The organism is Sorangium sp. So ce394, from assembly GCF_051474665.1.
Taxonomy (GTDB): Bacteria; Myxococcota_A; Polyangia; order Polyangiales; family Polyangiaceae; genus Sorangium; species Sorangium cellulosum_D.
Window position 1 is genome coordinate 8,903,846 of sequence record NZ_CP150339.1, and the last position, 21,609, is coordinate 8,925,454.

At 72.4% G+C, this 21,609-nt stretch carries 19 protein-coding genes; 10 read left to right on the forward strand and 9 right to left on the reverse strand.

Going from position 1 to position 21,609, the window contains the following annotated elements; all coding sequences use genetic code 11:
• Positions 1-7: 7 nt before the first annotated feature.
• Positions 8-901: a hypothetical protein gene (locus WMF33_RS32645; protein ID WP_437332295.1), complete on the reverse strand. Its 894-nt coding sequence runs from the start codon at positions 899-901 to the stop codon at positions 8-10.
• 170 nt (positions 902-1,071) lie between these two features.
• Here WMF33_RS32645 and WMF33_RS32650 point away from each other — a divergent pair, with 170 nt between their 5' ends.
• Positions 1,072-2,475, forward strand: a complete 1,404-nt coding sequence (locus tag WMF33_RS32650; RefSeq protein ID WP_437332296.1) for a serine/threonine protein kinase — start codon at positions 1,072-1,074, stop codon at positions 2,473-2,475.
• A gap of 31 nt (positions 2,476-2,506) precedes the next feature.
• Here the strand turns inward: WMF33_RS32650 and WMF33_RS32655 are convergent, their stop codons facing one another.
• Positions 2,507-3,067 (reverse strand): carboxymuconolactone decarboxylase family protein, encoded by a 561-nt coding sequence (locus tag WMF33_RS32655; RefSeq protein ID WP_061624480.1) that lies wholly within the window; start codon positions 3,065-3,067, stop codon positions 2,507-2,509.
• A 74-nt stretch (positions 3,068-3,141) separates the two neighbouring features.
• The gene (locus WMF33_RS32660) at positions 3,142-3,606 is read right to left on the reverse strand and encodes a MarR family winged helix-turn-helix transcriptional regulator (RefSeq protein WP_061624481.1); all 465 of its coding nucleotides are present in this window, start codon (positions 3,604-3,606) and stop codon (positions 3,142-3,144) included.
• A gap of 442 nt (positions 3,607-4,048) precedes the next feature.
• Here WMF33_RS32660 and WMF33_RS32665 point away from each other — a divergent pair, with 442 nt between their 5' ends.
• Entirely contained in the window at positions 4,049-4,369 is a 321-nt protein-coding gene (locus WMF33_RS32665; RefSeq protein WP_437332297.1) for a hypothetical protein, read from the forward strand.
• 494 nt (positions 4,370-4,863) lie between these two features.
• Positions 4,864-5,367, forward strand: coding sequence for a hypothetical protein (locus WMF33_RS32670; RefSeq protein WP_437332298.1), 504 nt, complete (start codon positions 4,864-4,866; stop codon positions 5,365-5,367).
• A 593-nt stretch (positions 5,368-5,960) separates the two neighbouring features.
• Here the strand turns inward: WMF33_RS32670 and yddG are convergent.
• Both yddG and WMF33_RS32680 read right to left on the reverse strand, forming a co-directional pair.
• A complete protein-coding gene (yddG, locus tag WMF33_RS32675) occupies positions 5,961-6,848 on the reverse strand; it encodes an aromatic amino acid exporter YddG (RefSeq protein ID WP_437332299.1) in 888 nt (295 codons plus the stop codon).
• Positions 6,849-7,092: 244 nt separating this feature from the next.
• Positions 7,093-7,875, reverse strand: coding sequence for a helix-turn-helix domain-containing protein (locus tag WMF33_RS32680; protein ID WP_437332300.1), 783 nt, complete (start codon positions 7,873-7,875; stop codon positions 7,093-7,095).
• 187 nt (positions 7,876-8,062) lie between these two features.
• Here WMF33_RS32680 and WMF33_RS32685 point away from each other — a divergent pair, with 187 nt between their 5' ends.
• The 6 genes from WMF33_RS32685 to WMF33_RS32710 all read left to right on the forward strand — a co-directional run bounded on the left by WMF33_RS32685 (position 8,063) and on the right by WMF33_RS32710 (position 15,117).
• Positions 8,063-8,890 (forward strand): TIGR02452 family protein, encoded by an 828-nt coding sequence (locus tag WMF33_RS32685; RefSeq protein WP_437332301.1) that lies wholly within the window; start codon positions 8,063-8,065, stop codon positions 8,888-8,890.
• A gap of 216 nt (positions 8,891-9,106) precedes the next feature.
• Complete coding sequence (locus WMF33_RS32690) at positions 9,107-10,762, forward strand: serine hydrolase domain-containing protein (protein ID WP_437332302.1); 1,656 nt, start codon at positions 9,107-9,109, stop codon at positions 10,760-10,762.
• A gap of 261 nt (positions 10,763-11,023) precedes the next feature.
• Entirely contained in the window at positions 11,024-11,677 is a 654-nt protein-coding gene (locus WMF33_RS32695) for a hypothetical protein (protein ID WP_437332303.1), read from the forward strand.
• A 428-nt stretch (positions 11,678-12,105) separates the two neighbouring features.
• Positions 12,106-13,368: a glucose-1-phosphate adenylyltransferase gene (locus WMF33_RS32700; RefSeq protein WP_437332304.1), complete on the forward strand. Its 1,263-nt coding sequence runs from the start codon at positions 12,106-12,108 to the stop codon at positions 13,366-13,368.
• 193 nt (positions 13,369-13,561) lie between these two features.
• Complete coding sequence (locus WMF33_RS32705) at positions 13,562-14,596, forward strand: aspartate-semialdehyde dehydrogenase (protein WP_061624441.1); 1,035 nt, start codon at positions 13,562-13,564, stop codon at positions 14,594-14,596.
• Positions 14,597-14,742: 146 nt separating this feature from the next.
• On the forward strand, positions 14,743-15,117 hold the full coding sequence (locus WMF33_RS32710) for a DUF4406 domain-containing protein (RefSeq protein WP_437332305.1): 375 nt from the start codon (positions 14,743-14,745) through the stop codon (positions 15,115-15,117).
• A 106-nt stretch (positions 15,118-15,223) separates the two neighbouring features.
• Here the strand turns inward: WMF33_RS32710 and WMF33_RS32715 are convergent, their stop codons facing one another.
• The 3 genes from WMF33_RS32715 to WMF33_RS32725 all read right to left on the reverse strand — a co-directional run bounded on the left by WMF33_RS32715 (position 15,224) and on the right by WMF33_RS32725 (position 19,110).
• Positions 15,224-16,639, reverse strand: coding sequence for an SIR2 family protein (locus tag WMF33_RS32715; RefSeq protein ID WP_437332306.1), 1,416 nt, complete (start codon positions 16,637-16,639; stop codon positions 15,224-15,226).
• A 280-nt stretch (positions 16,640-16,919) separates the two neighbouring features.
• Entirely contained in the window at positions 16,920-17,927 is a 1,008-nt protein-coding gene (locus tag WMF33_RS32720) for a hypothetical protein (RefSeq protein ID WP_129577956.1), read from the reverse strand.
• Between the two features lie 247 nt (positions 17,928-18,174).
• The gene (locus WMF33_RS32725) at positions 18,175-19,110 is read right to left on the reverse strand and encodes a LysR family transcriptional regulator (RefSeq protein WP_437332307.1); all 936 of its coding nucleotides are present in this window, start codon (positions 19,108-19,110) and stop codon (positions 18,175-18,177) included.
• A 168-nt stretch (positions 19,111-19,278) separates the two neighbouring features.
• On the opposite strand from WMF33_RS32725, the gene WMF33_RS32730 reads away from it, so the two are divergent.
• Positions 19,279-19,734, forward strand: coding sequence for a DoxX family protein (locus tag WMF33_RS32730; RefSeq protein ID WP_437332308.1), 456 nt, complete (start codon positions 19,279-19,281; stop codon positions 19,732-19,734).
• 79 nt (positions 19,735-19,813) lie between these two features.
• On the opposite strand, the gene WMF33_RS32735 is transcribed toward WMF33_RS32730, so the two are convergent.
• Positions 19,814-21,394, reverse strand: coding sequence for a hypothetical protein (locus WMF33_RS32735; protein ID WP_437332309.1), 1,581 nt, complete (start codon positions 21,392-21,394; stop codon positions 19,814-19,816).
• Positions 21,395-21,609: the final 215 nt, after the last annotated feature.

Genomic DNA, 21,609 nt, shown 5'->3' on the forward strand with positions numbered 1-21,609 from the left:
CCGCATTTTACGGCGGCAGGAAGGACGTGATCACCACATCCGTGCGCGCCGAGGACGAGATCGCCGGGTTGTCGAGGCATTGGGAGTAGAAGCCGCCGTCGGCGACCACCGCTTCGCACACAGTATCGCACGACCCCGCGAGCGCGATGGGGCCGCACGGCTCCGTGATCGGCGCCCCGGTCCCCGGGTCGGGCTTGATGTGACCTGCCGCACAGTCACGCTTCAGCGCCCGCGCGCGCGCGACGCCTGCCGGCGAGTGGCAGGCACGTAGGTAGGGCGTCGAGGTGAACAGGTTGCCCCAGAACGCGCCCTCCCTGACCGAGTAGGTCGAGCGCTCGTTCCACGACGAGCCCATGGATACTTGGCTCGCGCGCAGGGAGATCATCACCGGGACGCCGTAATAGTTCGTGCGCGCGGCGAGGCACGCGGAGATGTAGCGCTGGTAGAAGGGATCCGTGAGCGGGCCGTACACCCACCAGTCCACGATCCCGAGGTAGCCGCTGTATGTCTCCTGTCGGCTCGTACCGCCGCTGTCGGTCCACGTGAACGAGAACGACTGGTCCGGCCGGAGCGCACAGCTCACGACGTACTGGAGGAGCTGCCTTGACAAGGTGCCCTGAGGTCCTGGATCCTGGATGGCTGCGAGCGCGGCGGCGCTGAGCGCGCTGGGCTTGAGCGCGTTTGCGCCGAGCAGGCTCGGGGTGAGCGCGCCGGAGAGGAGCGCGTTCCGGTTGATGATATTGGACAGGGCGCCGTTCCCAGCCACGACGGCGCCCTCCGCCTCGCCGATCGGCTCTTCGAGCTCTTCGTCGGCTTCGTCGTCGATCTCGGCCCCGATGCAGGCGGTAGTAACCAGAGGTATTGCGAGCAGCGCAACAGTCCGTGTCCAGCAAAGGAACATCTTGTTCCCCCTTTCAGCGACGGGTCCCGGCCGGCGGTTCAGTGTCGAGGTGCGGCCAAGTTTAAGTTACCATTTAGAAACGCTCCTGAGTATACCGGTTCATCAAGATCATCCTCGAAGGGGACAGCGGCGCGCGCGGCGGCCCGTGACGCGCCGCACGGTGGGGCAAGATGACGAAAGAGGACGAGACGAGGCCGTTTTCGGAGGTCGAGCGGGCCAGCGCGCGCGGCGAGCTCCCGGCGGGGACCCTGGCCGGCGAATACATCCTCGAAGGATTCATCGCGCGCGGCGGCTGCGGGGTCGTCTATGCAGCGAGGCACGCCCGTTCAGGGAGGCCCGCCGCGGTCAAGGTGCTGAGCGAGGCGGTAGCTCACTCGCGCCGCGTGGTCGAGAGATTCGCGCGCGAGATCGAGGCTTTACGCCTGATCTCCCACCCCAACATCGTAGAAATTTACGAAGTAGGTGAGCTGAACAACTATCAGCCGTTCTACGTGATGGAGCGCCTGGAGGGGCAGACGCTCGACGCGCTGATCAGGGCCGAGACCCGGCTCGCGCCGCGGGAGGCGCTCGATCTGTTCGAGCCCATCTGCGCGGCGCTCGGGGCCGCGCACGCCGCCGGCATCATTCACCGCGACGTGAAGGCGAGCAACATCTTCATCTGCTCCGGCAAACCACGCACCGTGAAGCTGCTCGACTTCGGCATCGCGAAATTGATGGGGCCCGAGGAGGGCTCGACCTGGCTGACCACCGCCGGAAGAATGCCCGGGACGCCATCGATCATGGCGCCCGAGCAGATCCTGGGCGGCCCCATCGATGCGCGGGTGGATGTTTATGCGCTCGGAGTGCTTCTCCATCGCATGCTGGTCGGAAGATTACCATTCCACACACATGACATGGACGAGATGGTGCGGAAGCACCTCGAGGAGCCGCCGATGCCCCCGAGCTTGCGGGTGCCGCTTCCTCTCGAGCTCGACGCGGTGGTGCTGCGTTGCATGGAGAAGCGGCGGGAGCGGCGGTTCGGCTCGGTCGAGGAGCTGGTGCGGGCGCTCCGGGAGGCGATCGGCGAGCCCGCGTCGGGGACGAGGGGCGGGCCCGATCCGACGCAGCCGGCGGTGGGCGTGTACCTGGAGGTGAGGACGCGCGGCGGCTCCGACGATCTCGACGACGCGCTCGCGGCGGACATCGGGCAGGTGCTCGACATGGCCGAGTCGCAGCTCGAGCGCGCGGGGTTCATCCTGGCCTCGACGACCGGCAACGAGGTGCTCGGCGTGCGCCTCTTGCCCGCCGGGGCGGACGCGGAGCGCGACGAGCGGCGCGCGGCGCTCCGGGTCGCGGCGGCGCTGCACGAGGCGGTGGTCCGCCGCGCGGGGGCGGACGCGCGCGTGCACGTCAACGTGAGCGTCCACGCGGACGACGTGCAGGTGCGCCCGGCGGCGCAGCCCGAGATCCTGGGGGGCGCGCTGATGTGCGCGGGCGAGTGGGCGCCGGCCGGCGAGGAGCCGGGGGTCTTCGCGACGCCGAGCGCGACCGCGGGCCTCCTCGGCGAGGAGCTGCGCCCGATCCGCGGCGCGTGACCCATCGCGAACGCCCGCGCTGCCGGGCGCGTCAGCGGAGCGCGTGGGTGCGGGTCATCCGGTTCGCGAACGTCGACAGCGTATAGGTGCCGATGCCGACGATCACCTCGAGGGCCTGCTCGGCGGTGAAGCCCGCGCCGAGGAAGGCGTCGAGATCGGCGTCCGAGACCTGGCCGCGCTCGCGCAGCGTCGCCTCGGTGAACGCCGCGAGCGCCTGGAGGCGCGCGTCGGGCGCCGGCCTCCGCTCGAACAGCGCCGCGGCGACCTCGGCGGACGCGCCCGCGCGGAGGAGCAGCCCGCGGTGCATCGCGCGGCATAGGTCGCAGCCGTTCTCGCCGGCGACGACCATCACCACGACCTCGCGCTCCACCGGCGAGAGCGTGGCCCCCTCGAAGACCGAGAGGAGCTCGTCGAAGGCGCGCACGAGGAGCGGCGAGGTCGCGAAGCGCGCCGAGGGCAGCGGCAGGAAGCCGAACTTCCGCGAGGTCCGCTCGAGCGCGGCGCGGGCCGCCGCGGGCGCCGTGTCGAGCGTGTGCGCGGGGAAGTGAGGGGAAGCAGCGGCCTGGCCAGGGGGAGCAACGGTCTCGGTCATGCGGGCGTCTCCTGAGTTGGTTGTCAATGCAATCAGTTGGGGATGAAGAGGCCGGCGCGGGGGCTGGGCCGCGCTCAGCCCTCGGGCTCGAGGTTCGCGAGGATGCGCTGGAGCGTGCGCCGGGTCGTGAGGAGATCCTCCTCCGGGATGCCGGCGCGCAGCTCGTCCACGAGGGCCTTCGCCTCGCCCGACAGCGCCTTGCGCAGCGTCCGCCCGCGCGCGGTGAGGTAGACGAGCCGGGCGCGCCGGTCCGTCGGGTCGCGCCTCCGCTCGACCAGCCCGTCGCGCTCCATGAGCGCGAGGATCCGGCTCATCGTGGGCACGTCCCGGAAGGTGCGCTCGGCCAGGTGCGTCTGCGTGACGCCCTCCTGCTCCCACAGGCGGACGAGCACCATCCATTGCTCCGGCGTGATCTCGACGCCGTGCGCGCGGAAGCGCCGGTACATCGCGGCGCGGGAGGCGAGGTACACCCGCGCCATCCAGTAGCCGAGGGCGTTGTCGAGGATGATCCCCCCTTCGGCCGTGAACTGGTCGCGCATGATGGCCGAGCGTAGCGCAGACAAATTAATTGTCAATACAACCAATCGTGCGACGGGCGGCGCGCGGCTCGCTGGCGCGGCCGGTGCGAGCCCGCCTGCGGTCGTGGCGACGCAGGCGGCGAGCAGCGCGGGGGCTCGCCTCGGCGTGGCCGGCGAGGGAGAGGAGCGGCGTCGAGACGATGCTCGACGCTGGCGACGACCGAACCAGGGTCGTTCGCCTCTACGACGACGGGGTGTCGGGGGCGAACGGCCGTCCGACTCGACCCCGGCGCCCGTGCCGAGCTCGGACGCGGCAACCGCTCGATCCGGTCGGCGATCTCGGAGGTCGCGAATCAGCGCCGGCGCGCACGCCGAGGCTGGTGCCGTTGCCTCGCCCATGGTATCGGCCTCTGTTCGGAGCTCGCTCATGACGAGTCTCGCGGCGCTGTGCGGAGGGTCCTAGATGCGAAAGATTCATATTGCTTTGGGTGTGAGCTCAATCTCGGAGTCCATCACGGATTACACGCAGCGCCTGGCGGCCCAGCCGCAGGTGATCGTGCCGGGCCAGTACGCGCTCTGGCGCACCGACGTGGTGAACTTTTCGATTCGCCAGCTCCCCGATGGCGGGGCTCCGGGGTTGCGTCATCTTGGGTGGGAGGACGACGACGCCAGCGCCTTTTCCGAGGCTCGGGATTGCAATGGCATTCTCTGGGAAGAGTTCGGTCCCGAGCACCAGCTGCAAGAGATCCTTGGGCTCTGGCCCGATGCCCAGATCAAGCGCTGACATTGAGGTGGCGATGAATCGCCCGGAAGAAGCTCGACGCCCGGCGTCTGGAAGGCCCCGCAGCGGCAGCTTGCACTTCGGATAGGTCGCCGGCCGCCGTCGAAGCGGCGGCGTCGCGAGGTGCGTGACGCGACGATCCAGTCAGAGCGCTGGGTGGGGCCAAGCACCCGCCATCCCGCGAAAATCGGCTCATGGGAAGAGGACCGCAAGGGCGCAGGGAACGCAAGGGGAAGAGAGGAATATCATCTCTCTTCCCCTTGCGCCCCTTGCGCCCTTGCGGTCCCTCTTCTTACTGCATGCTTGCTGCATGCCGTGCCCTTCCAGCTCGCTCGCCCACGTCCGTCCGCCTCGACCTCCGCGCCCCGCCGTGGGGGCTGCGCCGAGCTCGTGCTCGAGAACTCCCGTCCCGGGCGTCACAACGCGCCGAGCAGGCTCAGGGCTGAAACCACGGCACCGCACCGGACCCCTGGGCCCGGGGAGGCGGAGCCGGCAACGTGCAAATGCAGATCGTGCGGATTCAGATGATGAATGAGCCGATACAGGGCGCAGTCTACGTCGCCATGGGCAGGGTTGCCGGAGCGGCTCTGGCCAAGGTTGCATCCCCCGTCGTGGTCGAGGATGACGAGCTCCTGCTGGGGCCATCGAGGCTCGATCCTGAACGTCATCGCGCTGCGCGCGTCAGATACTTGGGTGGAGAGCCGTCCACCGATCTCAATGAAGAGCTCGCGCGTCCTGATGGGCCGCCGGTCTGCGTGGCGCTTCCGCCGACACCAAGCGGCCTGATGAGCCTCTGTCGAATCTGTGCTTCCGGCGTCGAGCGCGGGCGCGCGCTGTTCATCGTCGATCTCAGCCCGGACGCCGCCGGAGCATCTCCGCAAGGGCCCGGCCCGGGCAGGGCCATATACCTCAATGTCGCGGATGCTCTGCTACGCAAGCCGCCCGTGGTCCAATGGTCGAAGCTCGAGACAGCCCTCGCGGCGACGCTCTGGAAACTGTGATGCCGCCGCTCGCCCGTCGCCTTTTCCAGGTTCTGTGCATCTGGGAGCACGTTCCACCCGCAGCTGGCCAACCTTGGGCGCTATCATGCCGGACTCTTTCCCCGACGGGCAGGCGATGGGCTCTACCTGTCGCGCTTCGACGAGCTCCTCCTGCGACAGCTATCGCAAGAGTGGCTCTCGCCGGTCAAAGTTTTTGCCAACGCGATCAACGCAAAATCCGAGCTCGACGCATGGTTTTCACACACGGGAGATCTGTACGTCTCCGAACGGCTCAATGATTGGTATCGCCATACGCGAGGCCGTATCATCGAACGTCGAGACGCGCATCATCCGAGACCTTCCGAGATGACGAGATGGTGCTTTCGATGGCGTGCGGGGGGCGAGGCGATCCTCGAGGCGCTGCCGAGCCTACAAGCGGCCCCGCCTGTGTCCGTTGGAGGCGCTACCGCGTATGATCCCGACCACCCATGGGTATGCCGACTCGATGCGCGAGGCACGCCTTACCTGAGCCGATTCGACGCCGCATCGTCAGGCGACAGGCTGGAATAGGGCGTGTCCGATAGCGCCCGAGACGAGGGACGCGGCCGCGCCTCTCAGGCGGCGCGCGCGGTCGCCACGAGGCCGCCGGCCGCGACAAGGGCGCAGGCGGCGAGCAGCGCGGGGCTCGCCTCGGCGTGGCCGGCGAGGCAGAGGAGCAGCGTCGAGAGGACGGGCGCGCCGTAGGCCAGCACGCCGAGCTGCGATACGTCGCCGTGCTTCGTCGCGTGATCCCAGGCGAAGAAGGCGACGCCCACGGGGCCGAGCCCGAGCGCGAGCAGGCCGAGCGCCTGGCCGGCCGTGGGCGCGACCGTGCGCTCGAACGCGAGGTGCCCGGCGAGGCCGAGGGCCGCCGTCGCGGCGCAGGGGCCGACGAGGGCGTCGGCGGGAACGTCGGCGAAGCGGCGCTGGAGCACGGAGTACGTCGACCAGAGGAGCGCGCATCCGAGCGCGGCCGCGTAACCGGGCAGGTGCGCGGCGCTCGGGATCACGGCGTCCCCGGCGGCGAGGACCGTCCAGACGCCCGCGAGCCCGAGCAGCGCCCCGGCCACGTGCCGGACGCGCAGGCGGCCGCCGGGGAGCGCCGCCGAGAGCAGGACGATGAGCAGCGGCCACAGGTACGAGATCACGCTGACCTGCACGGGCGGCGCGACGGAGAGCGCGTAGAAATAGAGGGCGTGATAGCCGAACAGGCCGCCCACGCCGACGAGCCACCACCCGAGCGGCTGGCGGAGCGCGCCGAGGCCGGCGCGGCCGCGCCGGGCGAGCCGCGCCGCGCCGAGGAGCGCCGCGATCGCGAAGGTCGACGCGAGCACCTGGAGCGACGGCAGGCCGCGCACCGAGGTCGAGAGCAGCGTGAAGCTGCCCCAGAGGCAGATGGCCGCGACGCCCGCGAGGGTGGCGGCGCGCGGCGAGGGGCGCGCCGCCGATGTCGCCTCAGGCAAGGCGCGGGGGGCCGCCTCCGGCAGCGCGCCGGGTGTCGCATTCGGCAACGCGCGGGAGGCCGCCTCCGGCAGCGCGCCGGGTGTCGCATTCGGCAGCGCGCGGGGGGCCGCCTCCGGCAGCGCGGGAGAGATCGGATCCGACATGGCGCGGAGAATGCCGCGCGGGCCGGCCGCCGTCTTGGCCCAGGCTCCGCGGTCCTGTGCCGGGGCTGCGGCGCGCGCTCGCCCGCACGCGCGCCGCCGGCTACGCGCCCCCGCGCCACGGCTCGGCCGGCCGCCCGGACCGGGCCCCGCGGCGCAGGGCGGCCGGGGTCACGCCGCGGCGGCGCCGCAGGCTGCGCGTCAGGCAGCTCTGATCGGCGTAGCCGCAGCGGAGGGCGATCTCGGCGATCCCGAGATCGGTGCGCGACAAGAGCTCGGTCGCGCGCGCGAGGCGCACGTCCGCGATGCGCGCCTGCACCGTCGTCCCGAGGACGGCGCGGAACAGGTGGTGGAGGTGCCCGGGGCTGAGCTCCGCGCGGGCAGCGATGTCGGCGACGGTGAGCGGCTCGTGCGCGTGCTCCTCGATGAAGCGGAGCGCGCGGCGCAGCTTCTCCGGAGCGCGCGCGGCGCCGCGATCGCCGCGCTCGGCCAGCGTGAGCACGAGCAGCCCCGCCCACTGCCGGCGCAGCGCGACCGAGCCCGCCCCATCGAGCTCGGCCGCCGCGGCGTGGACCAGGAGCGCGGCGGCGGGGTCGAGGGCGACCGGCCCGCCGGCGCTCCGCTCGAACCACGGCGCCGCGCCGAGCGCCTCCGCGGAGGCGGGCGGCACGTCGATGACGAGGAAGCGGTTCCGGTCCGACGCCGCGAAGGCGTGGCGCGCGTCGCACGGGACGAGCACCCCCGAGCGCCCCGCCGCCCGGAGCTCGCGCCCGGCCATCGCGATCGAGAGCGCACCCTCGACCGGCAACACCAGCTGGTGGTGCGCGTGCCGGTGCGCGACCACCTCGGCCGAGTAACGCTGGACGCTGAGCTCGACCTCGCCCATCGCGCACCATGATCTCACGCGCGCCGCCCGCGCGCCATGCGCGGCGCCGACCCGCGGGAGATCGCCGGAGATCGCAGGCAGACGGCGCCGCCGGCCCGCCGGAGCCCCGGAGGAGCAGGGCCCCGCGCGCCCGCGGCGGAGCGCGTTTCGCTGGACGCTCGGCCGCGGTTCGCCAATCTTTGGACGCATGAAGCTCACGGGCATCGCCGCAGAAACCGTGCAGATCGTGAGCCGGGGCGAGTACACCGCGCCTTCGGGCGCGACGGTCCGCGTCCGCGACCGCGTGCTCGCCGCGGTGAAGGGCACCGCGCTTTACCGGCCCGGATCCCTCGACACCTGGGAGCCGAAGGAGCGCCTCGAGCGGCCGGCGAGCATCGAGGTGACGGGCGAGACCACGGGGGCGGCGGGCCGTCGGCTCGCCGAGCAGGAGGGCGAGGCCCGCGTCGCGGCCCTCAACTTCGCCTCCGCCAAGAACCCCGGGGGCGGGTTCCTGCGCGGGGCCAAGGCCCAGGAAGAGGACCTCGCCAGGTGCTCCGCGCTGTACGCGTGCCTGGTCGAGCAGCGCGAGTACTACGACCAGAACCGCGCCTCGGGGAGCCTCCTGTATACCGATCACCTCATCTACTCGCCGGACGTGCCGTTCTTCCGCGACGAGCAGCACAACCTGCTGGAGCGGCCCTTCGCGCTGTCGATCATCACCGCGCCGGCGCCCAACGCCGGCGAGGCGCTCGAGCGCGACGAGGGGGTGGAGCCGGACATCCGCGCGGCCCTGGAGCGCCGCGCGGCCATGGTGCTCGCGGCGGCGGGCGCGCACGAGCACCGGTGCTTGGTCCTCGGCGCCTGGGGGTGCGGCGTCTTCCGCAACGATCCGGGCGAGGTCGCCGACGTCTTCGCCCGGTGCCTCGAGCACCCGCGCTTCCGCGGCGCGTTCTCGCGCGTGGTGTTCGCCGTGTACGACCGGGGCGCCGACCAGCCGAACTACCGGGCCTTCCGGGATCGGTTCGCGGGGGCGTAGGCGCGCGCCGCGCCGTCGCGGGCACGACCGCGCCCGCGCGCACCGCACGCGCCCGCGCGCGGGCCACATCGTGGGAGACATACGCCCGGGCTGCGCCGAGGTCGCTTTTCCGTCTAGCTTCAATGGAAACGTCGAGAGCCATCGAGGACCGAGCTCGCGCGATTGCTGCTTTCGATTGTCGGACCGTGATGGAGGAGCGAAAATCACGGTTCCGCCTTGAAGACGATTGGCAGCATCTTCGCCGTACGCCTCGCGACGGCCGTCTTCTCCCTGTCGCTCCCGCTCCTCGGCGGGTGCGCGAAGACCGCGCCCGCGCCGCGGGCCGCCCGGCCAGCGGCCCCGGCGCCGCTCCTCCAGCGCTTCGCCAGCGAGCCCGCGCCGGCGCCGCGCTTCCTCGATCCGGAGCGCGGGCGGAGGCTCCGCGCGGCCGCGCCCGAGGTGCAGGCGCTGGCGCAGCGCACCGCGGAGCGGGAGCGCCTGCCCGCCCTGGCGCTCGGCGTCGTCATCGACGGCGAGCTCGCGATCCAGAAGGTGGTCGGCGTGCGCGACGTCGCGCGGGGCGGTGCGGTCGACGAGCACACGCGCTTTCGCATCGGCTCGATCACGAAGGCGCTGACCGCCGCTGCGGTCCTGCGGCTCCGCGACGAGGGGCGGCTGTCGATCGACGCCCCGGCGGCCCGCTACCTGCCCGCGCTCGCCGGCGTCGTCTACCCGACGCGCGACTCGCGGCCGATGACGGTGCGCGACCTGCTCACGCACAGCTCCGGCCTGCCCCGGCTCGGCGTGTTCTCCCCCGCGTCGACGGCGCGCGACGTCACCGAGCGCGAGATCCTCGCCACCCTCGACGGCTTCGGGCTCGAGAGCGCGCCGGGCACCGAGACGTCCTACTCGAACCTCGGCTACTCGCTCCTCGGGCTGCTCGTCGGGCGCGCCGCCGGCGTCCCGTACCGGCGTTACATGAACGACGCGCTGCTCGCGCCGCTCGGCATGCGCGACGCCGCGTGGGACGCCGCAGCGGTGCCGCCCGACGCGCTCGCGTCGCCGCACGTGCGCGCGGGCGACGAGGTGACGCCCATCCAGCCGTGGCGGCTCGGGGCCTCCGAGTCGACCGCTGGGCTCTACGCGAGCCTGTCCGACATGGGCCGGTTCATCGGGCTCCAGCTCGCGGCCTGGCCCGCCCGCGACGCGCCCGAGACCGGCCCCCTGCGGCGGAGCACGCTGCGCGAGTCGCACATGATGGCGCGCAACGGCTCGGCGTTCCCGGCGGCCGGCGGCGCCGACGGCCCCGGGCTCGGCTGGCACGTGCGCGAGGACTGCGACCTCGGCCACGTGGTCTTCCACAACGGCCTCATCGACGGCTTCTCCGCCTCGGTGATGATCCTCCCGCAGCGCGGCGTCGGCGTCGTCGCGCTCGCCAACGTGGCCGGCGCCGCGCTCGAGCCGCTGAGCGCGAAGGTGCTCGGCAAGCTCGAGGCGACCGGCGCGATGGTCGCGCGCGTCGTCCCGCCCTCCCCGCCGGTGCGCCGCGCGGCGCAGGCGGTCGCCTCGGTCATCGGCCGCGCGCGGATGGAACCGCTCGATCGCAGGCTCCGGCCCGGCTGGTTCCCCGAGGATCACCTCGCGTCGCTGCGGCAGGAGCTGCGGGACGTCGGCGCGAGGGTGGGCGCGTGCGCGCTCGACGGCTCCGCGATGGTCGAGAGCGCCACGTCGGCGCGCTTCGGCCTGCGCTGCGAGCGCGGAGCGCTCTCGGTGGCCGTGCGCGTGGACACCTCGCCGGACCCGCTGATCACCTCGCTCAGCGTCGAGGAGCAGACGGGGGCGATCGCGTGGGAGGGCCTCCGCGCGCGCGCCCGCCCGGCGCGCTGCCGCTGAGCCCGCCGGCGGCCGGCCATCGCGCCACACCTGTGGCAGAGCGCCCCCACACGGACGCGCGGCAGAGCTCGCGATGACGGCGTGACGGCGACGTCCGGAAGCGACCTGTTTTCCGGGGCTGCCGTGCGGCTGGCTCGCGCCGTGCATTGGGCCGCCACCGCTCACACCAACGGATTTGCCGTTGTTCCGAGACTCCGGGACACCGGAGCTCGCTTCAGCGCTGCCGCGCCCGTCTCGGGCGGCAGCGAGGAGACCGATCACATGCGAACTCTCGTTCACTCTCTTGCGCTCTCGACCGTGCTCGCTCTCGCCGGATTCGGCTGTTCCAGCAACTCGCAGCCTCCGCAGAGCCCTGCTGGCGCCAGCTCCCCGGGCACCACGGAAGGGACTCAGTCGCCCTGGGGCTCGGACGCGAGCGGCGCCGGGACGAACATGGGGACGAGCGGCGCCATGGGCGCTCCGGGGACCGGCAGCAGCACGGGCCAGCCCTCGACGGGCGGCATGGGCTCGGGCACGAGCGACATGGGCGCTGGACAGGGGGCTTCCGGAACGGGGATGGGCACCGGCGCCACCGGCACCGGGACCAGCGGGATGACGGGCACCGGCACCACGGGCGCCACCGGAACGACCGGCACGCCCGGCACGACCGGCACGACCGGCACCACGGGCACCACCGGCACCACGGGCAGCAGCGCGACGGGCACCGGGACGCCGGGCGCGGGCACGGGCGCGGGGGTCCCCGGCGGCTTCCGAGGCGACACGAGCAGCGGCACGCAGTCGCCCACCACGAGCCCGCAGCAGGGGAATCAGCAGAACAAGAAGGGTGGAACGACCGGCACCGGCACCGGCACGCAGAGCCCGGGCACGAGCCCCGGCGCCACGGGCACCACGCCGGGCTCCGGCGGCATGCGCTGATCCGGCGCGGCGGCCGCCGTCCTCGCCCGGCGGCCCGGGCCCGCCCACGAGCGACCCGGCGCCGCGGTCGCCCGCGACGTCGGCGCGCCGGGCGAGACAGGCGCTGAACGAAGGAACCGCCAAGGCGCCACGAGACGCGGAGAATTCGCTCTCTCGGCGTCCTTGGCGCCTTGGCGGTTTGTCTGTCTCTCCCTTTCGTCCGATCACCGCCCCGGCGCGGCGGCGGCTCACCGCCCCGGCGTGGCGGCGGCGGCCCCGGGGCCGGCGCGCCTCCCGCGCCGGGCTGGCCGGATTCACCCGGTGATCGCGGCGGTTGCAACCACCTCGCGCAACATGGTATTCGGCTCGACCGGTCCCGAGGATCGGCTAGTCTAGTCGCGCCCATCGCTCCGGGCGTCGAACCGTCCCCCTCACCTGCGGAGGTCCGCTTGAAGCACAACGACGTGGTGGTTTTGATCCTCGGCGGAGGCGTCGGAAGCCGCCTCTACCCGCTCACCAAGCTGCGCTCGAAGCCAGCGGTCCCGACCGGCGGCAAGTACCGCCTGGTCGACATCCCGATCAGCAACTGCCTCAACTCGGGCTTCAACCGCATCCACATCCTCACGCAGTACAACTCGGTCTCTCTCCACAACCACATCACGCAGACGTATCGATTCGACGTCTTCTCCGCGGGCGCGGTGCAGATCCTCGCCGCCGAGCAGACGCCGACCCACAGCGACTGGTACCAGGGCACCGCCGACGCGGTCCGCAAGCAGCTGGTCGAGGTCAAGTCGCCGAACCCGCGCGACGTCATGATCCTCTCGGGCGACCACCTCTACCGCATGGACTACGAGCCTTTCCTCGCGCGCCACCGCGAGACCCGGGCCGACGTCACGCTCGCGGTGCGGCCCGTCCCGACCGCCGAGGTGTCGCGCCTCGGCATCGTGGACACCGACGACGACGGGCGGGTGGTCAAGTTCGTCGAGAAGCCGAAGGACATGAAGCTGCTCGACGGCGTGCGGCGGCTCCCCGATCCCAAGAACCCGTGGCTCGCCTCGATGGGCGTCTACATCTTCAGCGCGAAGGCGCTCTACGAGATGCTCGAGCGCGACAACGCCTCCGACTTCGGCCACCACATCCTGCCGCGCGCGCTCGACACCCACCGGATGGTGACCTACACGTTCGACGGGTACTGGGAGGACATCGGCACGATCCGGAGCTATTACGAGGCCAGCCTCGCGCTCACCGACTCCAATCCTCCGTTCTCGTTCTACGATCCTCAGCGGCCGATCTACACCCGCCCGCAGTTCTTCCCTCCGGCCCACGTCAGCGCCGGCTCGGTCCTCGACCAGGTGCTCCTCGCCGAGGGGAGCCGGATCATCGAGTCGAAGATCTCCCGGTCCGTCGTGGGGCAGCTCTCGTCGATCGGGCCCCACGTCACGATGTCGAACACGGTCATGATGGGCGCGGACTACGAGGTCCTGTTCCAGGGCCACTCCGCCGACAGCGCGAGAGGCCTCCCGCCCATCGGCATCGGCCGGGGGTGCAGGATCGACGGCGCGATCATCGACAAGAACGCGCGCATCGGCGAGGGCGTGGTGATCCGCAACATCCCCGATCGCGAGGACGCCGACGCCGAGTACTACGCGGCCCGCGAGGGCGTCGTCGTCGTCCCGAAGAACGCCGTCGTCCCCCCGGGCACGGTCATCTGAGCAGGCCGCCCGCGCGCCGCGCGAGGCCGGCGGCGAGCTCGCCCGCGCAGGTCGGCGCCGCGGCGCCCGGGCGCCCCGGACATGCCGACCCGAGGCCGCCGGGCATGGCGCCCTGCGCCATCGGGGCCGCGCCCGCCGCGCCCGACCACTGGCCCCTCGTCGGACGGGCCCCGGTCTGGTAAAGAACGCCCCTATGCGAATCTGCATCCTCGGCGCTACGGGCCTCGTCGGTCGCGAAACCATCACCCTCATCGCGCGGGCCTGGCCCGGCGCAACGCTCGCCCTGTTCGCGAGCCGGGACCAGGAGCTCACCCTCGACGGCAAGTCGTACGAGGTGCTCGGCGCGTCGCGGCTCGAGGCGCAGGACGCCCCCCGCGGGGACCTCGCGTTCGTCGCCCTGGATGACGAGCACAGCAAGCGGTACGTCCCGCGGCTCCTGGAGCTCGGCTACCGCGTCATCGACAAGAGCAACACGTACCGCACCGACCCGAAGGTGCCGCTCGTCGCCGCCGGGGTGAACTCGAGCATCATCGACGACTCGGTCCGGCTCGTGGCCAATCCGAACTGCACGACCATCCCGCTGACGCTCGCGCTCTCGCCCCTGCGCCGGGAGTTCGGGCTCAGCGCGGTCACGGTGAGCACCTACCAGGCGGTCAGCGGCGCCGGGATCGCCGCCCTCGACACGTTCCTCGCGGACGCGCGCGACGGCTACCAGGCCGCCGACCGGCTGGGCCTCCCGTTCAAGCAATCGGGGTACGCCGGCAACGTCGTCCCGCACAACGGCGGCACCGACGAGAGCGGCTTCTCCTCGGAGGAGCGGAAGCTCATCTTCGAGAGCCGCAAGATCCTGGCGATGCCGGAGCTCGGCGTGTCCGCGCAGTGCTGCCGGGTCGCGGTCGCCGTGGGCCATTACGAGAACGCGTGGGTGACGTTCGAGCGCCCGGTGGACCTCGAGCGCGCGGCGAGCATCCTGAGCGATCCGGCGCAGTCGCCCTACGTGAAGTACCTCCCCGGCGCCGCGGGCGAGGGCCTGAGCGCGCTCCACTGCGTGCAGGACCGCGACCGCGCCCTGGTCGGGCGGATCCGCCCGGACGCCCGGGACCGCGACCGGAAGACCGTGTGCCTCACGGTGGTCGGCGACAACCTCCGGCTCGGCGCGGCCACGAACGCGGTCCGCATCGCGACGCGCTGGTTCAAGAGCGCCGACCAGGACCTCCAGGCCCCCTGACCGGCGCGCCCGGACGGGCGTGAACCGCCGCGACGGCCGCGATGGCGCGGCCTCACCCGGTCTCGCGGGCCGACGGCCCGCCACCCGACACCGCTCCTCACTCCCTGCATTTCTGTCGGCCAAAACCCCCTGGAGGACTCAAGACGATGACGACCGGGCAGCCGCTCATGATCCTCGTCGCCGGGCCCTATCGCTCCGGCACCAACGACGACCCCGCCCTGATCGCCGCCAACGTTCGCGCGATGAACGACATGGCCGTGCGCCTGTTCCGCGCCGGCCACCTCCCCGTCCTGGGCGAGTGGTTCGCGCTGCCGCTCATCGAGCACGCCGGCTCGCGCCAGATCGGCGACGAGATCTTCAACGAGATCTTCCACCCCGTCGCCCGCCGGCTCGTCGCCCGCTGCGACGCGTGCCTGCGGATCGGCGGCCCCTCGAAGGGCGCCGACGAGATGGTCGAGCTGTCCCGATCCATGGGCAAGCAGATCTTCTTCAGCCTCGACGAGGTGCCGAGCTGCGGCTAGCTCCGGCCACCAGAGATCTGGTCGAGCATGAACCGCCCGTTGTAGAGCGTGCCCTCGCCCTGCGCCCAGGCGATGCCCGAAGCATCAGACCTCGTCGCCCTGGCAGTTACCACACGCGGGCGGCGTTGACGATCGGGGCCAGGCAAGCGTCGACCGCGGCGACGATCCCGTCCAGCGTATCCGTCTCTGGTCCGAGGCGCCGGAACAGCCCCAGATCCACCTCCGCCGCGAGATGGTCCTTGGGCCGCGCGAGGATTCGTTCGTAGATCTGCCGCGCGGCGTGGCCCGTGGCCGCGATCGGGAGCACGAGCTTCCGCTGGGCTACCGCCATCTCGAACTCCTGGAGCACCCCCGATGACATGGCGCCATCCTTCAGGCCGCCAATCACGATGACCACGCCCGACTGCGCGATCAGCTCCTCCCGATAACGTCGCCTGAACTCCCCGAGCTCGACGCCGTCCGGGGCCGCCTTCGGCACCGGCCGCAGGAGCAGACGACGGCCCAGCGTGGACATGGGGACGTCGCTCCGGCCCTTGATCTCGTCCAGCATACCCACGATCGCACCGCTCCCGACGCTCCTGCCGAAGCCCGAGACGAGGTTCATGCCGCGGCGAGCGATCACCCTCCCGACGCCGCGGGCCACAGCCTCGATGAAGCCACGCTCCGCCGCGTCGCCGTCGTCCGGATAGGTGCCGGACACGAGCACGTTGCGCTGCGCGGACGCGCGGCCGAGCCGCTCGAGGAGCCTGGTGATGTCGGTGTAGTCGTGGACGACCACCGTGCGGACGCCATACCGCTCGAGATCGGTGGTGAAATGGTCGAAGCGCCTGGCGTCGTAGTCGTCGGCCGGGCGCTTCAGGATGGTGAAATGCTGTCGCTGCACGCTCTCGAACGAGGCGCGCAAGGTGCCCATGAGGTACGCGAGGTTGGGATCCGTGAAGCTCAATCCGAGGAAGAGGAACGTGCGGGTGATCAGGTCGCTCCCCAGGACCTGCAGGAACCCGGGACGATTCATGCGGTAGCGCTCATAATCGTCCGTGGTCAAGACGATCTCGTCCGGCTGCGACGCCGTCCCGTGCATCTTGTAGAGCACCGCGTGGGCCTCCGGGTCGCTCGTCGTGAGGTCGGCGTTGCGCGACTTCACGTCGAGGCGCCTGCCCTGGAGCTCCCATGCGCGCTCGAGCAGATCGTCGTAGTTCGTGGTCCAGACGTGCTCGAGGGGGAGGCGCGCCAGCAGCCGGTGGTTCTCGGTGGGCGTCGCGGGCCGCCGGAACGTGCTGCGCACGAGCTGCGCCAGCCGGCCCCGGTTGTTGGCAAAGCGATTCAAGTAGAACTGCGCGACCGCTGGCAAATCGTGCTCCCGGTCGACATCGAGGCCGAGCTCGCCGGCGAGCCCGCGGAGGAGCTTCCGCCAGTCGGGAAGATCGGCGGCAATGGACAGGCCCGCGCCGATGAAGGCCGCAGCCGTCCCCTGCTCCAGCGCTTCCACGTAGGTCTTGAGGAAATCGGCTTCTGCGCTCATGCCCGTCGACCGCCATCGCAGCACGCTGGGACAGGAGCGGTCAAGCGTCGCCCGTCGGGTTGGACAGGGGGGCGCAGACGTCGCGTGGTCGACAGGCCCGAGACCCATCGTGAAGGGTCCTCTCTGCATCCCGTGGCAATGGGCCCTCATGCGCAATCGCCGCTCGTCGAGGGAGGGATCCTCTCGGGTGGGCTTCTTCCGTGGGCGGCTCGCCGATAGGGGCCCTCACGCCGCGTGCGCGGGGCGGGACTGCGCCCCTCCCCGCGCCGGCGCGGCCGCTTCATGGCGCCACGGCCGGCCAGCCGGCGCCGACGGGCAGCGCCTGCACGTCGGGGAACAGCATGTACACGCGCTTCCCGTCCCTCGTCTGCCCGTGCGGCGGCGACGGCGCGGCCGCGGCGGCGCTCGCCCGCACGGCGCGCCCGAGCGCGGCCGCCCCGTCGAGCGCCTGGCTGAGCGCGGCCAGCGCCTGCGCGAGCTCGGGGAGCGACGCCTCGCCCGACGTGCCCCGCGCGACGAGCGCGTCGAGCTCGCGGCTCCGCACCCCGAAGTCCGACGGCAGCGGGTGCGCGGGGTGCGCCGTGAGCGCGGCGGCGAGGAACTGGCGCTTCGCCACGGCGCCCGCCTCGCCGAAGCCCACGGCGAGCTCGAAGAGCGCCGACGCGACGCCGAAGCCGGGCTCGAGGCCCTCGCGGCCCTGGAGCAGGAAGCCCCCGATCCCCAGGTCGTCGAGGTACTCGAGCCCCGTGTAGCTCGGCATCGCCGAGCGCTCCGTGTCCGGCAGGGGCGGCGCGACGCGCACCTCGCCGCTCTCGAACACGACGACGCGGGCGTACGTGAAGCCGGCGTGCGGCACCGCGAGCCGCACGCGCGCGAGCTGCGCGGCGACCTCGGCCGCCGCGCCGATCTCGAAGCGCGCCCCCGGGAGGTAGCGCGCGATGCCCGCCAGCGTCATGCCCGCCGCGTCGGGCCAGGGGCAGACCGCGACGTGCCGCGGCGCGGCCTCCGCCTCGCCCGGCGCGCACACGCGCTCCAGGCCGAACGAGGTGGGCGCGACGAGCGGCGGCCGCTGGCCCTCCACCCGGCGCAGATCGCCGAACAGCCAGGCGCGGTTCTCGCCGTGGTGCTCGGGCGCGAGCATCCGCGCGCCCACGAGCAGCGCGACCGTGCCCCCCGCGCGGGCGAGCCAGGCCTCCGGCACCGAGAGGTGCTCGTACAGGTGAGCCTCGACGATGAGCTGCCACTCGCGAGGCGGCTCGGGCGGCAGGGTGGCGGCGGTTCGGTACATGGCGGGTGCGGGGCCTCGAAGAGCGGCGTGCTCGGCACCGGATCCACGCGCGAGACGGGCGAGCGCGCGAGACAGCGTATCCAAGCCGGGACGTCCGCGAAACACGGCCGTGCGCCGGCGCGGCCGATCGGCGCGCGATCCGCCAGAGGTATCGTCATTATCCATCTCCGGCGTGCCCGGCGCGCGGGGCAGCGGCGCGCTCGGTCGACGAGCGCGCGCGCTCGCCCACCGCGCGCGGCCGCCCCGCTCACGCGAGCCGCTTCACCCAGGCGAGGGCGAAGTCGCGGAACACGGCCACGTTCCGCGCCACGTGCCGCGCGCTCGGATAGACGAGGTACGCGGTCCCCGCGCGCTGCGACCACTCGGGCAGCACGTGGACGAGGCGCCCGCTCGCCAGGTCGGGCGCGGCGAGGACGCGCGGGAGCGGCCCGATGCCGCCGCCCGCGCGGAGCACCGAGCGGATGAGCTGGAAGTTGTCGGTGGCGATGCGCCCGGTCGACAGCGCGTCGCGCACCGAGCGCGCGTCGCCGACCGGCCACTGGCCGCGCCGGGAGCTCGGGAGGAACACCACCCGCTCGTGATCCACCAGGTCGTCGATCGCGCGCGGCAGGCCGCGGCGCGCGAGGTACGAGGGCGCCGCGAAGAGCTGCACGTCGGAGTCGAACAGCTTGCGCGCGACCAGCGAGGAGTCCGGGAGCTCGCGCGTCGCGCGGATCGCGAGATCGAAGCCCTCGCGGAGCAGGTCGACCTGGCGAGAGGAGAGGTCGACCTCCACGGAGAGCAGCGGATAGCGCGCGCAGAAATCGACGAGCAGGTCGCCCACGAAGGACTCGCCGCCGTCGGGGGGCGCGCTGAGCCGGATCAGCCCCTGCGGCTGGCCCTGGTAGGCGTCGAGCGCCAGCGCCGCGTCGCGGAGGCCGGCGATGTGCGGCGCCACGTCGCCGAAGAAGCGGCGGCCCGCGTCGGTCAGCGCGACCGCGCGCGGCGACCTGTGGAGGAGCCGCACCTTGAGGCCCTCCTCCAGCCGCGTCACCGCGCGGCTCACCGTCGACTTCGGGACCCCGAGCTGCGCGGCGGCGGCCGTGAACGAGCCGAGCTCCGCCACCTTGGCGAACGCGGCGATCTCGTCGAGCTGGGGCGCCCTGTGCGATTGCGCGCGGGCGGCCGCGCGGGGGCTGGACATCGAGGGACCTCACGGGGGTTTCGGCGTCGTCGCTCGCTCGGGCCAGGTTGCGCAGGCGCAACGCTGCGTTGAGCCGTTGCACGATAGCACCGGTCTCGGCGAGCGCTCATAGAAAGGGGGCGGGCGCTCCGAGCGGGAGGGCCCGCCTCACCTCAGCGAGGCTTTGTCATGAACACCGTCAAGCGTTTCGCCCCCTCCGCCGCCCGCATCCTCCTTGGGCTCGTGTTCTTCGTCTTCGGGCTCAACGGCTTCTTGCAGTTCTTGCCGCAGCCCCCGGCGCCGGAGGCCGCCGGCCGCTTCGCGGCCGCGCTGGCCGCGACCGGCTACATGTTCCCGTTGATCAAGGGGACCGAGGTCGTCGCGGGCGCCCTCTTGCTCTCGAACCGTTACGTCCCGCTGGCGCTGGCGCTGCTCGCGCCCATCGTGGTGAACATCGTCGCCTTCCACACCTTCCTGACGCCGCCGAACCCCGTCGCCTGGCTCGTCCTCGCCCTCGAGGTCTACCTCGCCTTCGCGTACCGCGCGGCGTTCCGCCCGATGCTCGCCGCGCGCGTCGACGCCGGCGCCCCGGCGACCGCCGGCGTCGAGCGCGGCAAGCTCCGGCCCGTCGAGAGCGCCGCCTGAGCCGCAGGCCCGCGCGGCGACGTCCGACGCCCGCGCGGCGACGTCCGACGAGGGCGCGGCGACGTCCGACGAGGGCGCGCTACTCGCAGGGCAAGATGCGCAGCACCCGGATCGTGGTGCTCGCGCTGCCGGGCGCCGCGACAGCCACGCTCCCGTCGGGAAAGGCGACGAAATCCTGGTATCGATTGCCGAGCAGGTCGACCTCGATCGGCTCGCCCTCGGCCTCGCCGGTGGCGCGATCGCGCGTCTGCACGTACAGCGTGCGCTCCGGGTCGTTGCGCGCGATGTCGCCGGCGCGCGAGGTGCTCTCCCAGGCCGCGAGCATGCGGGAGGCGCCGTAGGCGGCCAGGTGCGGCGCCCGGTGGTTCAGGCCCGGCTCGCTGGCGATGACGAGGTCCTTGTCCGCGGCGCCGCCCGTGAAGTGGAGCAGCCGCACGTCCGCGAGCCCGTTCGAGCCCGCCGGCTGGCCCGGGCGGATGTTGCTCGCCGTGAGCCAGTAGCCGCCGCCGGACGCCGCGACGAGGTTCCCCAGGTTCGAGTAGGCGAGATCGACCGGATAGATGGTCTTATAATCGGGCGCGAACGCGATGCGGTTGCCGTTGTCGGTCTTGCACACCGTCACGAACTTCCGGGCGCTCTCGTCCCAGAGGATGCGCTCGTAGCCGCTGTGGCTGCAGCCCCAGTCGAAGCCGCCTCTCTGGAGCGCCCCGCGCGCGTCGACCACCTGCATGCGATCGCCCTGATGGATGTTGATGCACCCCCCTTGCGAGACGCTGATCGCGGCGCCGAAATAGCCGGCGTAGCGCGAGCCGTCGAAGGCGATGCGGCCGTGGTGCGCATACCACCAGATCATGTACACGTTCGGGCCGGTGGGGCCGGTCGAGTACGGCGGCAGCGCGGCGCTCGAGCTGGTGAGCTTGGTCGCCCAGGTCTCGCGCGCGCCGTCGAAGCGGACCATGTACATGTCGTGACAGGGGATCGGCGGGGACGGCGGCGTGCCGCACAGGTTCTCCGGCGCGCCGCAGTTCAACGTCCCACCGCCCTCGGCGTCGCGGGTGAGCAGCAGCACGCCGCCCTCGGCGTCGGCGTACAGGTCGGAGAAATCGTTCGCCGGCAAGCCGAACGAGGGGCCCACGGCCTGGTCGTCCGCGTCGAGCTCCACGACGTGGACCCGATCGTCGTCGCTCATCCACGCGAGGCGCGAGCCGCCGGATTCGGACGGTATCGGCGAGATGACGAGCGGCATCAGCGCGGCCTCGTCCTCGTTGTTGATCACGCGGACTCCGACGTCGACCTCGGTGATGCGGATTCGGTCCCGCGTGACGGCGCACGCGCCCGGGCCCGGATCGCCGCCCGCGCCGCCGCCGCTCGCGCTCGACGCTCCACCGCCGCCGCCGCCGCTCGCGCTCGACGCTCCGCCGCCGCCGCCGCTCGCGCTCGACGCTCCGCCGCCGCCGCCGCTCGCGCTCGACGCTCCACCGCCGCTCGCGCTCGACGCTCCCGCCCCACCGCCGCTCGCGCTCGACGCTCCCGCCCCACCGCCGCTCGCGCTCGACGCCCCGGTCCCGCCGCTCGCCGCCGACCCCGACTCTCCCGTGCAGCCCGCGGTCAAGGTGGCGAACATCAGCGACCAGGCGACTCCCACGCATCTCGTCGACATGGCATCAAGCTACTTCTCGGATGCTTTGCGCCGCAAGCATTCCATAGGGAGCATGTCGGCCGATGTGGGCGGGCCCTCCGCTGCGCGCGGCGCATCGCCCTCGGGCCTCCGGGCGCCTGTCCGGAGACGTCGCCGACCTGGATACCGCCGCAACACCTGGGACCAGAACAGGCATCCACGACAGACATCCACGCACACCCCACAGCGAGATTCGT

Coding starts and splice junctions, on each gene's coding strand:
- WMF33_RS32665 (WP_437332297.1), top strand. CDS start 4,049: ATGCGAAAGATTCATATTGCTTTGGGTGTGAGCTCAATCTCGGAGTCC.
- WMF33_RS32660 (WP_061624481.1), bottom strand. CDS start 3,606: ATGCGCGACCAGTTCACGGCCGAAGGGGGGATCATCCTCGACAACGCC.
- WMF33_RS32695 (WP_437332303.1), top strand. CDS start 11,024: ATGCGAACTCTCGTTCACTCTCTTGCGCTCTCGACCGTGCTCGCTCTC.
- WMF33_RS32720 (WP_129577956.1), bottom strand. CDS start 17,927: ATGTACCGAACCGCCGCCACCCTGCCGCCCGAGCCGCCTCGCGAGTGG.
- WMF33_RS32735 (WP_437332309.1), bottom strand. CDS start 21,394: ATGTCGACGAGATGCGTGGGAGTCGCCTGGTCGCTGATGTTCGCCACC.
- WMF33_RS32680 (WP_437332300.1), bottom strand. CDS start 7,875: ATGGGCGAGGTCGAGCTCAGCGTCCAGCGTTACTCGGCCGAGGTGGTC.
- WMF33_RS32710 (WP_437332305.1), top strand. CDS start 14,743: ATGACGACCGGGCAGCCGCTCATGATCCTCGTCGCCGGGCCCTATCGC.
- WMF33_RS32655 (WP_061624480.1), bottom strand. CDS start 3,067: ATGACCGAGACCGTTGCTCCCCCTGGCCAGGCCGCTGCTTCCCCTCAC.
- WMF33_RS32685 (WP_437332301.1), top strand. CDS start 8,063: ATGAAGCTCACGGGCATCGCCGCAGAAACCGTGCAGATCGTGAGCCGG.
- WMF33_RS32715 (WP_437332306.1), bottom strand. CDS start 16,639: ATGAGCGCAGAAGCCGATTTCCTCAAGACCTACGTGGAAGCGCTGGAG.
- WMF33_RS32725 (WP_437332307.1), bottom strand. CDS start 19,110: ATGTCCAGCCCCCGCGCGGCCGCCCGCGCGCAATCGCACAGGGCGCCC.
- WMF33_RS32645 (WP_437332295.1), bottom strand. CDS start 901: ATGTTCCTTTGCTGGACACGGACTGTTGCGCTGCTCGCAATACCTCTG.
- WMF33_RS32650 (WP_437332296.1), top strand. CDS start 1,072: ATGACGAAAGAGGACGAGACGAGGCCGTTTTCGGAGGTCGAGCGGGCC.
- WMF33_RS32705 (WP_061624441.1), top strand. CDS start 13,562: ATGCGAATCTGCATCCTCGGCGCTACGGGCCTCGTCGGTCGCGAAACC.
- WMF33_RS32730 (WP_437332308.1), top strand. CDS start 19,279: ATGAACACCGTCAAGCGTTTCGCCCCCTCCGCCGCCCGCATCCTCCTT.